The 12,979-nt window shown below is 34.9% G+C and carries 15 protein-coding genes; 5 read left to right on the plus strand and 10 right to left on the minus strand.

Annotated features, from left to right (window positions below; genetic code table 11):
• Nucleotides 1-271: 271 nt before the first annotated feature.
• Entirely contained in the window at nucleotides 272-784 is a 513-nt protein-coding gene (locus BR72_RS18045) for a Crp/Fnr family transcriptional regulator (RefSeq protein ID WP_035435198.1), read from the plus strand.
• A 17-nt stretch (nucleotides 785-801) separates the two neighbouring features.
• Here the strand turns inward: BR72_RS18045 and hmpA are convergent, their stop codons facing one another.
• The 3 genes from hmpA to BR72_RS18060 all read right to left on the minus strand — a co-directional run bounded on the left by hmpA (nucleotide 802) and on the right by BR72_RS18060 (nucleotide 4,168).
• The gene (hmpA, locus tag BR72_RS18050) at nucleotides 802-2,010 is read right to left on the minus strand and encodes an NO-inducible flavohemoprotein (protein ID WP_035435200.1); all 1,209 of its coding nucleotides are present in this window, start codon (nucleotides 2,008-2,010) and stop codon (nucleotides 802-804) included.
• 418 nt (nucleotides 2,011-2,428) lie between these two features.
• A complete protein-coding gene (locus BR72_RS18055) occupies nucleotides 2,429-2,947 on the minus strand; it encodes a hypothetical protein (RefSeq protein WP_035435202.1) in 519 nt (172 codons plus the stop codon).
• 123 nt (nucleotides 2,948-3,070) lie between these two features.
• Nucleotides 3,071-4,168, minus strand: coding sequence for a site-2 protease family protein (locus tag BR72_RS18060; protein ID WP_035435205.1), 1,098 nt, complete (start codon nucleotides 4,166-4,168; stop codon nucleotides 3,071-3,073).
• A 121-nt stretch (nucleotides 4,169-4,289) separates the two neighbouring features.
• Between BR72_RS18060 and BR72_RS18065 the strand changes: the two genes are divergently transcribed.
• Nucleotides 4,290-4,487, plus strand: coding sequence for a hypothetical protein (locus BR72_RS18065; protein ID WP_020060182.1), 198 nt, complete (start codon nucleotides 4,290-4,292; stop codon nucleotides 4,485-4,487).
• 50 nt (nucleotides 4,488-4,537) lie between these two features.
• Here the strand turns inward: BR72_RS18065 and BR72_RS18070 are convergent, their stop codons facing one another.
• Nucleotides 4,538-5,404: a hypothetical protein gene (locus tag BR72_RS18070; RefSeq protein WP_035435210.1), complete on the minus strand. Its 867-nt coding sequence runs from the start codon at nucleotides 5,402-5,404 to the stop codon at nucleotides 4,538-4,540.
• Nucleotides 5,405-5,515: 111 nt separating this feature from the next.
• On the opposite strand from BR72_RS18070, the gene BR72_RS18075 reads away from it, so the two are divergent.
• A complete protein-coding gene (locus BR72_RS18075) occupies nucleotides 5,516-6,292 on the plus strand; it encodes a class I SAM-dependent methyltransferase (RefSeq protein WP_035435212.1) in 777 nt (258 codons plus the stop codon).
• Between the two features lie 33 nt (nucleotides 6,293-6,325).
• Here BR72_RS18075 and BR72_RS18080 read toward each other — a convergent pair whose 3' ends face one another.
• Complete coding sequence (locus BR72_RS18080; RefSeq protein ID WP_035435641.1) at nucleotides 6,326-6,535, minus strand: hypothetical protein; 210 nt, start codon at nucleotides 6,533-6,535, stop codon at nucleotides 6,326-6,328.
• A gap of 189 nt (nucleotides 6,536-6,724) precedes the next feature.
• Here BR72_RS18080 and BR72_RS18085 point away from each other — a divergent pair, with 189 nt between their 5' ends.
• The gene (locus BR72_RS18085; RefSeq protein WP_035435214.1) at nucleotides 6,725-8,266 is read left to right on the plus strand and encodes a bifunctional metallophosphatase/5'-nucleotidase; all 1,542 of its coding nucleotides are present in this window, start codon (nucleotides 6,725-6,727) and stop codon (nucleotides 8,264-8,266) included.
• A 38-nt stretch (nucleotides 8,267-8,304) separates the two neighbouring features.
• Here the strand turns inward: BR72_RS18085 and BR72_RS18090 are convergent, their stop codons facing one another.
• The 5 genes from BR72_RS18090 to BR72_RS18110 form a co-directional block, all read right to left on the minus strand.
• Complete coding sequence (locus tag BR72_RS18090) at nucleotides 8,305-8,937, minus strand: response regulator (protein ID WP_035435216.1); 633 nt, start codon at nucleotides 8,935-8,937, stop codon at nucleotides 8,305-8,307.
• Complete coding sequence (locus BR72_RS18095) at nucleotides 8,930-9,991, minus strand: sensor histidine kinase (protein WP_035435219.1); 1,062 nt, start codon at nucleotides 9,989-9,991, stop codon at nucleotides 8,930-8,932. Before BR72_RS18095 ends, BR72_RS18090 begins: the two co-directional genes overlap by 8 nt.
• Nucleotides 9,991-10,731 carry a cell wall-active antibiotics response protein LiaF gene (gene liaF / locus BR72_RS18100; protein WP_035435223.1) on the minus strand — a complete coding sequence of 247 codons (741 nt, stop codon included), beginning with the start codon at nucleotides 10,729-10,731 and terminating at the stop codon, nucleotides 9,991-9,993. Before liaF ends, BR72_RS18095 begins: the two co-directional genes overlap by 1 nt.
• Before the next feature lie 119 nt (nucleotides 10,732-10,850).
• Nucleotides 10,851-11,501 carry a PspA/IM30 family protein gene (locus BR72_RS18105; RefSeq protein ID WP_035435226.1) on the minus strand — a complete coding sequence of 217 codons (651 nt, stop codon included), beginning with the start codon at nucleotides 11,499-11,501 and terminating at the stop codon, nucleotides 10,851-10,853.
• 46 nt (nucleotides 11,502-11,547) lie between these two features.
• Nucleotides 11,548-11,904, minus strand: coding sequence for a lmo0954 family membrane protein (locus BR72_RS18110; RefSeq protein WP_035435228.1), 357 nt, complete (start codon nucleotides 11,902-11,904; stop codon nucleotides 11,548-11,550).
• A 436-nt stretch (nucleotides 11,905-12,340) separates the two neighbouring features.
• Between BR72_RS18110 and BR72_RS18115 the strand changes: the two genes are divergently transcribed.
• A complete protein-coding gene (locus BR72_RS18115) occupies nucleotides 12,341-12,616 on the plus strand; it encodes a hypothetical protein (RefSeq protein ID WP_035435231.1) in 276 nt (91 codons plus the stop codon).
• Nucleotides 12,617-12,979: the final 363 nt, after the last annotated feature.

Here is a 12,979-nt window from a genome sequence, read left to right on the forward strand (position 1 = left end):
TTACACATACACGCTAAACAGTATACTACTGTAATACGGTATCTTTCGTCAATACAATTAGTAGACTTTATGTGGGTGAATGTCTTTTCTACTATATAAAGTGAAATATCTATGCATGACCAGTTGCTCTCGCCCTTCTAAGAGAAAATGGGTTTTTATGTCTTTTTTCAAAATGGATATATACAAGAGCTTCTATCTCTATCAAGTATAGTCTTATGTAAACAATTCCTCTATAATGAATAATAAAGCAAAATATAAAGAGGTGCTTATAGTGATTTTACATAAAGGAGAAGTATTATTTCGCCAGGGAGAGGAAGGCCCTCTATATTTTATACAAAGTGGTCTATTAAAGGTCGTTCGTGTCCAAGATGATGGCACATCTTTTTTATTTAACATTATTGTTCCAGGTGAAACAATTCCTCATCACTCATTAATCTCACCGAAAGAATATCATGGTACTGCAATCGCTTTAATGAAAACAGAAGTAACACCGATTTCATGTAACACATGGTATGAACAATTATATACAACCCCTGAATCTTATGCCAAGATCGCCCTCCAGCTGCAAACAAAATTACGCATGATGCAGCAACGTATCGACCAACTTACAACTGTCTCACCAAAAGAACGTCTTTATCGTTTACAAGAATGGTTTGCAACCTATTTGGGTGATATCCCTATTTATGAAATCTTAACGCAAACGGAAATTGGGCAATTAATTGGCATTCGCCGTGAAACAGTAAATCGTCTTCTTCGGGAACAAACAAAAAACGAGGTGAACTAACACCTCGTTCTTTTTCATTACTGTAAGCTTGCTGCTGGTCCGAAAAATTCAAAGTGAATTTTCTCTGATGAAACGCCCCATTCTGTCAATGCTGCGTGAATATTCTTCATAAATGGTACTGGTCCGCAAAAATAGAAGTCTGCTTCAGTAGAAGGAATAATAGTTTGTAACCATGCTAAATCAACATATCCTTCTTTATCATAATTTTTTCCCTTCGTATCTTGCTCAGTTGGTGCAGAATAGCATGTATATGCTTCTACTTGTTCATGTTCTTTTGCTATACTTGCAACATAATCTTTCATTGCGTGCACATCGCTGTTTAACGCACCGTGAATAAAGTATACATTGCGGTTTGGCGATTCTTGAATTAATGTATTTAACATACTCATCATCGGTGTAATTCCTACACCACCACTAATTAACACAACTGGTAATTGTGAATCCATGTTAAGTACAAAATCTCCTGCCGGTGCACTTAATGGTAACATATCTCCTTCATTTACATGATCATGTAAATAATTAGATACCATTCCCTCTGTACTCTCCATACCTTTCTCACGTTTCACACTAATTCGGTAATAATCTTTTTCAGGGGCATCGGATAAACTGTACTGACGGTTATGTGTATATGTTTCTCCTTCAATATTAAGCTGTATGCTTACATACTGCCCTGGCAAAAATGAAGATAGTGGTCCTTTATCTTCTGGCTTTAAATAAAAGGATGTAATCACATCACTCTCTTTTTCTTTTTTCACGACGATAAAGTTACGAAAATCTTTCCAACCACCTGCTTTTATTGCCGCTTCTTCATACATCTCTGCCTCTATACTAATAAACGCATCAGCAATTACACCATAAGCTTCTCCCCAAGCATCTAATACTTCTTGCGGCGCATGAGCTACTTCTTTAATGGCTTGTAATAAGCATGTTCCAACAATCGGATAGTGCTCTGCTTTAATACCTAAGCTACGATGTTTATGTCCAATTTGTTTTACAACTGGAATAATTACTGCTAAATTATCAATATAATTTGCAGCTGCGTATACTGCATTTGCTAAAGCTTGTTGCTGTCTTCCTTTTTTTTGGTTTGTATGGTTAAAAATATTTAATAATTCCGGATGCTCAGAAAACATAATTTGATAAAAACGGGTTGTAATCTCTACACCTTTTTCTTGTAATAACGGTACAGTTGATTTTACAATTTCAATTGTTTTTTCACTTAACATGCTATTCACTCCTCTATTTCTTTATCTACTTCTATTGTATAAGATATCCAAATTAAAGACTGTGATTTTAATCACTATAAACATGATGGTTTTGTGAAAAACTTGTAAAGTGGAAATTCCCTATCGATAACATAACATTTCCAACAATGCGTTTCCTTATTACTTCTTTTGTGAGATTGTAATAATTATTTCGTAACTACTCAGCCATACATTTCATTTAGAAGTTTGGTAAGAGGTATGATTTAAGTAGAAATACGCTTACCTATAGAAAGTTATTTTTATTTTTAAGCATTTAGATTGCTGCCTTTCTTTGTTTTAATGGCAGGAAAAGGCCCTGACCGCTCCTATACCATTTAAAAAATGCTTTTCTGTCATTATTTCTAAATCCATTATAAAAAGACATACTACGTATGTCTTTTTACGATGCTTGCAATGCTTGTTCAATTACTTTCACATCTCTTCCATTTCCAAACTCTGTATAGCCCCAAATATTCGTTTCACCTGTATATTTGTTTACGATAATATCAAGATCATGGTATACACGATGTGCATAAACAATATATTCGATATTTCGGGTAGTGACTCCCTTTTTCAAAATTTCATAACTTCGTTTCACATCTCGTTTTATTTGTTTGTTTTTTACTATTTTCTCAAAATCTTTTAAAGCATTCTCCTGTTCTTGATACCATTTCATAAAATGATCCCAATCTCCATCTGAATACTTTTCCGCTTTTCCGTAATTTAAAAAAGTATTGTAGCTTTCATGTGTTTTACTAATAAATTGTTGCACTTCTTTCGTCTCATCTACATCTTCTACTTTTGGCATTGACGCTACACCAACTGGCTTACTTGCATAGTGTATAAAAAATTTGCTTAAACCGTAACTAGCGCCTCCCATAACAAGAAGAATTCCAAGTATACTCCACATTTTTTTCATACACACTACCCCTTTTCTTTATGTAAACATTACATTTATTTCCAAAAGCGTAATATTTGTAATATTCCATAAAAAAATAAGGATTCCTGTATAAATCGTTCTTACCATTTCGACAACGTTTTTTTACAAATTACGTGTCGGAAGTTGATCTTGCAAAATAATATTAGCTTGATAGGAAGCATAGCCAAGAACTGCAAATAATAACATGTATAAAATAAATATACCTATACGTGTTTTCATATTTGCAGAATAGTAATTTTCATGCTGTTTTTTTTCCTTTTCCCACTTATCTAATGTTCGTTCTGACACGGCTATTGCATCTTGCATCAATGCAAAGTGCTGTTCTCTTTCCTCTTCATACGGTACATAATCAAGTGGTTCAAATTTAGGATGCAAGTAATCTAACGCTATTTTTCTTTGACGCTCTTCTTTTGTTACTGTTTTATCTCGTTCTTTTTGGCTAAGCATCATCACTTCATAATGCATCATATAGATGGTACGATGAAGTGCACCTGTTTCTTGCAATTCTTCCTTCAAACGGACCATATATTCTTTTACAGTATTTATTTTCCAACCAAGCTCTTGGATCGGTTGATTTCGCTTTAATACTCTGTTCCATTCAAGACAACCTAATATAAAAATAAATCCAAGAAAAATACTTTTTTGAAAAATTGCATAACCAAGCAATATAACAAGGCCAATTGCCCAAATTTTCGTACTTACAACAGAAACAATTCGCCCACCATCAAGTGGTGATACGGGAATTAAGTTAAAGAAATTAATCATACTACCAAGTACAATAACTAGTGCCCAAAACGGATCTTTTGTTATCATATATAACGGAATCGCTGGTAAAAAAGAAAGTAACCCAAACAATGGTCCCATATATGCAATATATGCCTCATCTTTTGCATTTTTAGGCATTTCTTTCATTCCTATAACAGCTCCCATAAACGGGATAAAAATAGCAGGTGATGTTGCAATCCCTTTTCGTCTCGCTGCCCATAAATGACCCATTTCATGAATAAGCATTAAGTATACAAGCGCAACGCCAAATTTCCATCCGTATATTGCTGCATAAGCGCCAAGAGATAGCAACATACTAAATATAGTAGAAAACTTTGCTAATTTCACAATCGCAAATACCCATTTGAATTTAGACAATAGAAAAACACCAACCGCTGCAATAATTCCCCATAGTCCTTTTGTATTTTGTTTCATATTCTTCTCCTTACCATTCATTCTTTTCATCTTATTATGTCATATTTTTTTAGTTTATTGGAAACTATCGTTTAATTCCTCCATTTTTAGCCAATACTATCAATGCAAGGAGGTGAAAACGATGACATTGCAATCTGTTATGATCGGTGCCTTATCTTTTCTAGCTTCTATGCTAATTTTTTATACTGTTGGACATGTATTACTATTAGATTGGCTACCCGATAATATTTTTATTAGCTCCATTATCCTTTCTGCACTTATTATCGCTTATTTTATTACGCGAAAATCCATGAGTGAGCCTTCAACTAAAACAAAATAAAAGAGTGATGATGTCTTATCACTCTTTTTCTCATTTCCTATATATAACTATTATCTTTCTAACTGCATCTTCTCTCCATATTCTTTCACTATTTCAATAATATTTTGAAACGCACCTATCTCTTCTTTTTTATTATTAAATACTTTTAAATTGTATTGATCATAATACGCTTCTAACATTTTTAATTGAGATGATGAAATACTGCTAACAGGAACTACAAAGTTCACTTCATATTGTTTATACCCTTCTTTCACTAACTCACCTTGTACTTGTTCACTGTTTTCTTTATTGATTACCTTTTGTACTTTTACAGGAATTTGCAATTGAAAATAATAGTTTTTTTCTTTTTCCAACTTTTTATATAATGCATCTGAAATTGTATAATACACCGTATAATTTACTGTGTTTTCCTTTGTTTTAATGTGAAAACGAGTAATTTGTAAATCTTTTTTAGTGATTTGTGTTATAGCTGATTGTTGTTCGCCACCATTTTGTGTTAAAGGAACTGCTGGGAATAAAGAGAGAAGTTTTTCGGTATTCACTTTTGATAAAAGATAAAAGCTTTTTGGATCTGTCTCTTTTTGTAGCCACCCTGTTCTCGCTTCTGTACGAAGCCAAGCTTTATATTTTTCTTCTTGTCCATTTTTCTTAACTGTAATGACATATTCCGGTTCACCTAATTCACCGATTACGTTTTGTTTCTCTGCTTTACTTATAATATTAGCCGCTATTTTTGCTTCTTCACCCTTCAATGTTGCTTCTTTTTTCCCTACTAAAGATACAATCACTTCTACATTCTCTTCCATCATGCGCCCCGCTTCTTTTGTTAATTTTTCACTTCGGTCTTTTTTCTCATCCGTTTGATTACATGCCACTAATAAAAAAAGAAGGAACATGAATAACCATTTTTTTCGCATAGCTCTCATCCTCATTCCTTAAAATAAGAAAAACTTATTGTACCTGAAAGAAAACAAAATCATTCTAACTAATGAAATTCGATATAATATAAATGAAAAGGAGGTTATAACATGCCAATAGATTTTCATAGTTCAAACAACAAATATACGTATACCAATCGTCAAGTATCAGATTCATGGACACATATGATACAAAATATTGTAGATATTAAAGAAAAAAGAGTGGTTGATATTGGATGTGGCGGTGGTATTTATACGAAACAACTCGCTATGATGGGGGCAGTTGAAGTAACTGGTGTTGATTTTTCAAATCAGATGATCCAAGCTGCAAAGGAAAATTGTGCTCATATATCAAATGCTTCCTTTTTACAAGGTAACGCTTATCGTATCCCCTTTGCAGATGAAACATTTGATATTGTGCTATCACGAGCTGTCATTCATCATCTAGATCATATTCCAAAATTTCTTCAAGAAGCATATCGCATTTTAAAACGAAATGGCATCCTTATTCTCCAAGATCGGACAATTGAAGACTGCACAATTCCAGGAAGTCCAGAACATATTCGTGGCTATTTCTTTTCTTGCTATCCAAAATTAATCGAAATAGAAGCAAAACGAAGACCGGAAACTAATCAAATCCTTCAATTGTTATATGATAATGGCTTCTTGCCAAATCCGATTCAAACTTTTTGGGAAATTCGTAAAGTCCACCCTTCAATTGAAGATTTACTTCAAGACTTATCACCACGAACTGGTCGCTCTATTCTCCATGAATTATCAAACAATGAACTTTCTGGGTTATTACAACATATTCACTCTAAGCTTTACGAGAAATCCCCTATCATCGAACAAGATCGTTGGACAATTTGGACAGCTGTGAAAGAGTAACAAGCCTCACATCACGTGAGGCTTGTTACTCTTTCATAACCTTGTTCTGCAACACTCTTGATATCCACCATTTCTTTGCTGTGCAGTCCCACACTTCGGACATACTAAAAATCTAGATTGATTTGCAAACAAACTACCTTTATCAAAAAGTAACACTCCTGCTTGTTTAAACGAACGAGAATAATATAACCATATAAAACCACAGATTGCAGTAATACATAACAATACACCCATTACAAGCATTTTCGTCACCTCTGCTTCGTCTGTTCTTTCCAGCAAGTGGATAAATATATTATTCTCTATAATGAACATTAAATCCTTCTTTTCGCTGTAAAATAAAAAATTCCATAAAAGATTTACGATTTTTTAATAAAATAAAAAGTTGTCCCTCTAATACAATAAAAATACCAGTATATATAAAGGAGTGACAACATGTTTATCTTTCTTATGTACATCCCTTTTCTTATTTCTATAATGCTTTCTTCATTTTTTTCTCCTTCAGAATCCCCTGAAATACCTGTACAAATCATTGGATTAAACGATTTACATGGACAAATCAACACCACTACACCGCTGCACGGAAAGCCTGCCGGTCGCGCTGAGTACATAGCCTCCTATATTAACGCTTATAAACAGCAATTTCCACATACCTTACTTGTCCATACTGGTGATATGATTGGCGGCAGTCCTCCCATTTCAGCTCTCTTTCAAGATGAGCCAACAATAGATTTTTTAAATATGCTACAATTTGATGTTGGAACAATTGGTAACCATGAATTTGATGAAGGTGTAGGGGAGCTGAAGCGACTAATTGATGGCGGGTTTCATCCGAAAACCGGTATGTTTCCAGGTAGTTCTTTTCCTTATGTTTGCGCAAATGCACTAGATGCTAACACAAATCAACCTCTATTCCCACCCTATGCAATTAAATGGATTGACGGTGTTCCGATTGCTTTTATTGGCATCGTTACAAAGGAAACACCTTTTCTTACAATGCAAAGCGATATGTCAGCAGTCACTTTTATAGATGAAGCTACTGCTGTTCAAACGTACGTACGAGAATTACAGCAAAAAGGTATCCATGCTATTATCGTTCTTGCTCATCTCGATGGGAAGACAACAAATGGAGCTACTTACGGACCACTTGCTGATTTAGCAAATAAACTTGATGATGATGTCGATATACTATTTGGCGGACACAATCATTCTTATATGAATGGATATGTGAATGGAAAATTACTTGTTGAAGCATATTCTTACGGGAGAGCTTTTGCAAATGTGCAGCTCACAATTGATCGTAGAACGAAAGATATTACAAGAAAAACGGCAAAGATTATCCCTACTTATCATGATCAACTGCAACCTAATTCACTCACCCAATTATGGCTCCAAAGCTATCAAACAAAAATAGCCCCACTAACCGAGCAAGTACTCGGAAACAGCGTACACGAGCTGACGCGTGATCAAAATAAAGATGGGGAAGCAGATCTTGGTGCTCTTCTTGCTACATCCCAGCGTCAAGCTATGCAAGCTGACATTGCATTTGTTAACCTCGGCACTATACGCCATAATTTGCCAAAAGGTTTCATTACATGGGAAAATACATTTCTCATCCAACCCTTTGAAAATACACTCATTAAAATGGATTTAACTGGTAGAGAAATTCAAAGCGCACTACACGAACAATGGGATGATGAAATGCGTATATTACAAGTATCTGGAATTCGTTACACATGGGGAAAAAATGGAGTAGAATCCATTACACTAGAAAATGGGGAGCCGCTTCAAGACCATACGACATACTCTGTCGTCGTAAATTCTTTCCTGGCAAATGGGGGCGATAAGTTTACAATTTTTAAAAAAGGACGAAATCGTGTTGAAGGTCCGACAGATCAAGAGGCACTCGCAAATTTTATCCGTTCTAATCCATCTTTAGAAAATGTTCAAGTGAATCATATTCAAAAAATACAGTGAATGCTTGCAAACTAAAAAAGGCTTCTCTACAGCCTTTTTTAGTTTGCAAGCTGATGACGAAACGCATAAATAACCGCTTGTGTTCGATCACTTACATGTAATTTATTTAAAATATTACTTACATGCGTCTTCACTGTTTTTAAAGCAATAAATAGTTCATCTGCAATTTCTTGATTACTCTTTCCTTCAGCAATCAATAATAAAATTTCAAACTCTCGTTCTGTTAACTCTTCATGAAGCGGCTGTTCCTTTTTTTGACGCATACGTGACATCATTTTTCCAGTAACTTTCGGTTCAAGTACTATTTCCCCATCGTATGTCGCTCGAACTGCATCGGCTATATCACTTGCTCTAGATGTTTTTAACAAGTAACTCGTTGCACCAGCTTCAATAACCGGATATAATTTTTCGTCGTCTAAGAAACTTGTCACAACAACAATTTTTGCTTCTGGCCATTCTTGAATAATTGTTCTTGTGGCCTCAACACCGTCCATTTCATCCATAACAAGATCCATTAAAATTATATCTGGTTTTAGTAATAATGCTAATTCTGAACCTTTTCTTCCATTTTCCGCTTCTCCTACAACTTCAATGTCCGGCTGAGTCGATAAATACGCTGATACGCCCATACGAACCATTTCATGATCGTCAACAAGCAATACTTTAATCATCTTGTTCCTCCCCTCTTTCTAAAAGAATCGGCACTTTCACCTCAATTTGCGTTCCTTTATTCGGAAAGCTTAATACCTTTAAAGTTCCGCCAATTTCATGAACACGCTCTTGCATAGAGCGAAGACCATATGACCCTGCCTTGTTCACTCCTACTTCAAATCCTACGCCATCATCAATAATTTTTAAAATTGCGTATTCATCAATTTGGCGCAGCCTCACTTCTGTCTTCTTCGCTTTTGCATGACGTAATGTATTGGACAGTGCTTCTTGTACAATACGGAATAAGTGATCTTCTACACCTTTTTTTAATTGAATTGGCTCAATCAACCATTCAATCTTCATATGTTGTTTTCGTGAAAGCTCTGTTAATAATTCTTCAATGCCTTCTGTTAACTTTTTACCTTCTAATTGGACAGGACGTAAATGAAGAAGTAACGCTCTCATTTCTGATTGAGCATTTACAACCATATTTTCAACAAGTTTTAATTGCTTTTGAGTCGACTCTGGTATATGAGCGGTTTGCTCATTAATTGCTGACATCATCATCGACATCGCAAAGAGCTGTTGACTGACAGAATCATGAAGCTCTCTCGCTAAACGATGCCGTTCCTCTGAAATAGCTTGTTGTCTCATCTCTTCATTCCAATGCGCACGTTCATTCGTTACTTTTTGAAATAATCCTGCTTGCTCTTCTAAACGTCTAGCAAGCCCAATTACCTTCCGTTCTACTTCATGAAATTCATCTTCTGCTGTAAACGAAGCATCTCTTGGAAAATTTCCTCTTTCTACTTCAAATAGAAAAGTCGTTAACCCTTGAATTCGCAGCTGCATATAATACCCAATTGCATATCCAACAATTCCACCTATGAGAAGACTCGTACAGATAATAAACAAGCTAACAGGAACAGAAGCAATCGATTCTTTCCATAATAAATCATACACATTTTGCTGGCTTTTCCATACATAAACGATGGTACAAATAAGTGCAATACTCATAGAAGATAATATTGAATAACGGATATACATCCATGAAATGTTCTTCTGTTTTTTCATTATACTTTCCTCACTTCCGTATCGCCTACGATAAGCGAAGAAATAATTTTAATACGGCGAGGAGCTTCTTTATACTGTTCCGTTCTAAACTTCACATTACGATTAAAGCCTGTTTCTTCATGCGCTGGAAGCAATATTCTCCCAACAATAACAGAATGATTCAAAGATAATTCAATATCGTATGGAACATACAAACGAATATTACCAATCACACCGCGAATGACAATGACAGTTTCGCCTTCTGGAATCATAGCTGTTGTTAAATCAATTTCAATATCTCCGATTCCATATTGAATATTAACATCCTCTAACTCATATATATGATCCATTATTCGTACGTTACCAACCATTATATTCTTTATATACGGCTCTGTTCGATAGATTGGTTTTTCTTCATTTATATATTCTTTTTCCTTAATTTCAACCTGTACCGCTTTTGACTTTTGCTGGCCTTGTATCAGCTGGTAGCCTATGAAAGCTAGGCAAGCAAATAAAACGAGCACGAAGGCTGCTGATGAAAATAGGAAAAATAAGAAAACAAGTCCCCCAACAAATAAACACACATTCCCTCTCACATATCGATTCTTTTTTCGATAATGCCTCCCAAACATAATCATAATAAAGGCAAAAATAAGAGCACCAGGCTCAAAATGACCGAGAATCATATCGAGAAAAAGACCGACCCCAAATATGACGAGGAGCATCCCTAATAATTGTGTTTTCGAAAATTGTTTCTTCATTGCAGCTCCCCCTTCTTTATTATATATACATAGAAGAAAAAGGTATTGTATTCCAACACCTTTTCTTCTATCACTATATCATAAGCTCATTTTATAATATACTACAATTATCTTATTACCTATTTGTCTAAAGATACTTCTTTTTTCGCTTTCATTTCGCGTTCAAGCTTTGCAATCTTCATATCAAATGTGTCACGTTCATGATCTTCATTGATACGAAGCTCTAAATCACGAATGTGATCTTCTATTTCTTCAAAGCGTAAAAATGGGTTATTTTCATCCATTTTATGAAGAGTCGTATTCATACGGCGGTTTGCATGTGCCATATTTTCACGTGCCATTAATTCCATACGTTTTGCATTCATTTCTTTTAATTTATTTTTCATTTCTGATAGACGACGTTCTAGCTCATCTATTTGTTCTACAACCCCTCCATACATTTTTTCTAAGCGAGCTACTTGCCCTTCGTAGTATGCTACTTCTTCTAATGCACGTTCATGTAGTTGCATTTCTCCTGCTTCCCTTGCAATTACAGCTTGCTTGGATCTTTTATTTACGAAATAACGCGCCCCTTCAAGCTCATGAGCAAAATTAGATTTTAATGTTCTGTGACGCTCAATTAATTTTTCAATTTTTGTTACTTCACGCTCACTATTACGTAAATATTGATTTAACATCGCAATTGGATTTTTTCTTTCTTTCTCGTCTAACACATTATGAAAATCTGCAAGTACTGCATCTCGTACACGTCCGAATAATGATTGTTTCATTTTTAATCTTCCTCTCTTCTACTCTATTATTTTTTGTTATTTCATATTAGTTATTTTTCATTAATCTGTTCCACTCATCTTCAAAATTGCTATACGGCTTCGAGCTGTCTGAAGCAGCCTCTACTACATGTTTCTCTTTTTTCCACTCACGGTATCCATAATATAGAACGACTAATGCCGCAATACCGATTAATGCTGGGGAATGGGACAGGGCAATTGACAAGCCGATTAAACCGACGATCCCCCAAGCTAGTTTTCCAAAAAATGATTTTGCTCGCACAAATGATTTATAGCTCCAATACACAATCCCTGCTCCAATTGCTAATCCTACAATACCAGCAAGACTTCCAAGAGCAATTAAAGCCAAAATACCGGCTGCCATAAACGCTAAAAATTGTTTCATCTTGTGCTTGCCTCCCTTCGTTTTGATACTCTTATCTTACCTAGATTTTCATTTTTCTATAACGAGCTTAAGAACCGTTTTTCTCTCAGACTTAAGTCCTATTTATTATCAGACCGTAATTACTCAGTTATCCTTTGAAAAAAGACTGAAAAGCATCTTTTTTAAATGGGAGAGTGGGACTGGCTATGTATAGGAGCGGTCAGGGCCCTTTCCTGCCACGTGCAACGTTTTAAAACAAAGAAAGGTAGCAAGGTGCTTTACCGTTTTTATCTTTATGACCTCAATCTATCTGCTAATGAAGTGTATGGCTGAATAGTTACTTAAAAAGAAACGAAGAAATTAGGTAATTTATGTTAAAATAATGAGAAGCAAAATTGTCTTCGTTCTCTAAAAAGCAGGATAGTTTAAGAGGGATTGTTGAATTGGGGGTGAAGAATTGAAATATAATAAATCAAATAGGGCTTTAAGGATTGGAACTAATATCGTACTTATTTTATTAATCTTAGGTGCAATACAAATGTTTTTTGATGAAAACTATACAAATGACCACTTTGGTGGGTTATTTTTGATAGCTTTTTGGATGGTTAGAAGTATTTATGGTTTTACCATAAATTTAAAAGAAGAAAATAAGAAGTTAGCATTAATTGATTTAGTTTTAGCAATTTCCGCTTTTTATTTTATATTTTCTCAGGGTATTAAATATTTCTTCTGAAAATAATTTATTCACTAACAGAGCTTTAATTGAATAAGCCTCATACAAAAGTAAAACTCAGAGTCATATAGGGACTCTGAGTTTTTTTTGCGTGTTATTTACTGTGCAAATTAACAGTAACTACTCAACCATCCACTTCATTTTTCAGCATATAGATTGCTGCTACGAAGATAAAGTGAACCTTCCTTTCATGGATGCTTTTCCCATGAAAGGTTAGCCCTCACCAATCGGGCTTTTACAGGCAGTTATCTTCGGTGATTTCCCTCTATCTTTACTGCCCGTTAATGCGGGGTAAAAATGGCAATGCACTGCTGCCTTTCTTTGTTTTCACACTTCGCGCGTGGAAGAAATAGGAACTGACTG

Origin of the sequence: Bacillus sp. UNC322MFChir4.1, assembly GCF_000746135.1 — a bacterium.
Taxonomy (GTDB): Bacteria; Bacillota; Bacilli; order Bacillales; family Bacillaceae_G; genus Bacillus_A.

Excerpts from the sequence above, each read along its gene's own strand:
- BR72_RS18105 (WP_035435226.1), bottom strand. The coding sequence starts at position 11,501 with ATGAAACAATCATTATTCGGACGTGTACGAGATGCAGTACTTGCAGAT.
- hmpA (WP_035435200.1), bottom strand. The coding sequence starts at position 2,010 with ATGTTAAGTGAAAAAACAATTGAAATTGTAAAATCAACTGTACCGTTA.
- BR72_RS18055 (WP_035435202.1), bottom strand. The coding sequence starts at position 2,947 with ATGAAAAAAATGTGGAGTATACTTGGAATTCTTCTTGTTATGGGAGGC.
- BR72_RS18090 (WP_035435216.1), bottom strand. The coding sequence starts at position 8,937 with ATGATTAAAGTATTGCTTGTTGACGATCATGAAATGGTTCGTATGGGC.
- BR72_RS18110 (WP_035435228.1), bottom strand. The coding sequence starts at position 11,904 with ATGAAACAATTTTTAGCGTTTATGGCAGCCGGTATTTTGGCTTTAATT.
- BR72_RS18080 (WP_035435641.1), bottom strand. The coding sequence starts at position 6,535 with ATGCTTGTAATGGGTGTATTGTTATGTATTACTGCAATCTGTGGTTTT.
- BR72_RS18075 (WP_035435212.1), top strand. The coding sequence starts at position 5,516 with ATGCCAATAGATTTTCATAGTTCAAACAACAAATATACGTATACCAAT.
- BR72_RS18095 (WP_035435219.1), bottom strand. The coding sequence starts at position 9,991 with ATGAAAAAACAGAAGAACATTTCATGGATGTATATCCGTTATTCAATA.
- BR72_RS18065 (WP_020060182.1), top strand. The coding sequence starts at position 4,290 with ATGACATTGCAATCTGTTATGATCGGTGCCTTATCTTTTCTAGCTTCT.
- liaF (WP_035435223.1), bottom strand. The coding sequence starts at position 10,731 with ATGAAGAAACAATTTTCGAAAACACAATTATTAGGGATGCTCCTCGTC.
- BR72_RS18070 (WP_035435210.1), bottom strand. The coding sequence starts at position 5,404 with ATGCGAAAAAAATGGTTATTCATGTTCCTTCTTTTTTTATTAGTGGCA.
- BR72_RS18060 (WP_035435205.1), bottom strand. The coding sequence starts at position 4,168 with ATGAAACAAAATACAAAAGGACTATGGGGAATTATTGCAGCGGTTGGT.
- BR72_RS18085 (WP_035435214.1), top strand. The coding sequence starts at position 6,725 with ATGTTTATCTTTCTTATGTACATCCCTTTTCTTATTTCTATAATGCTT.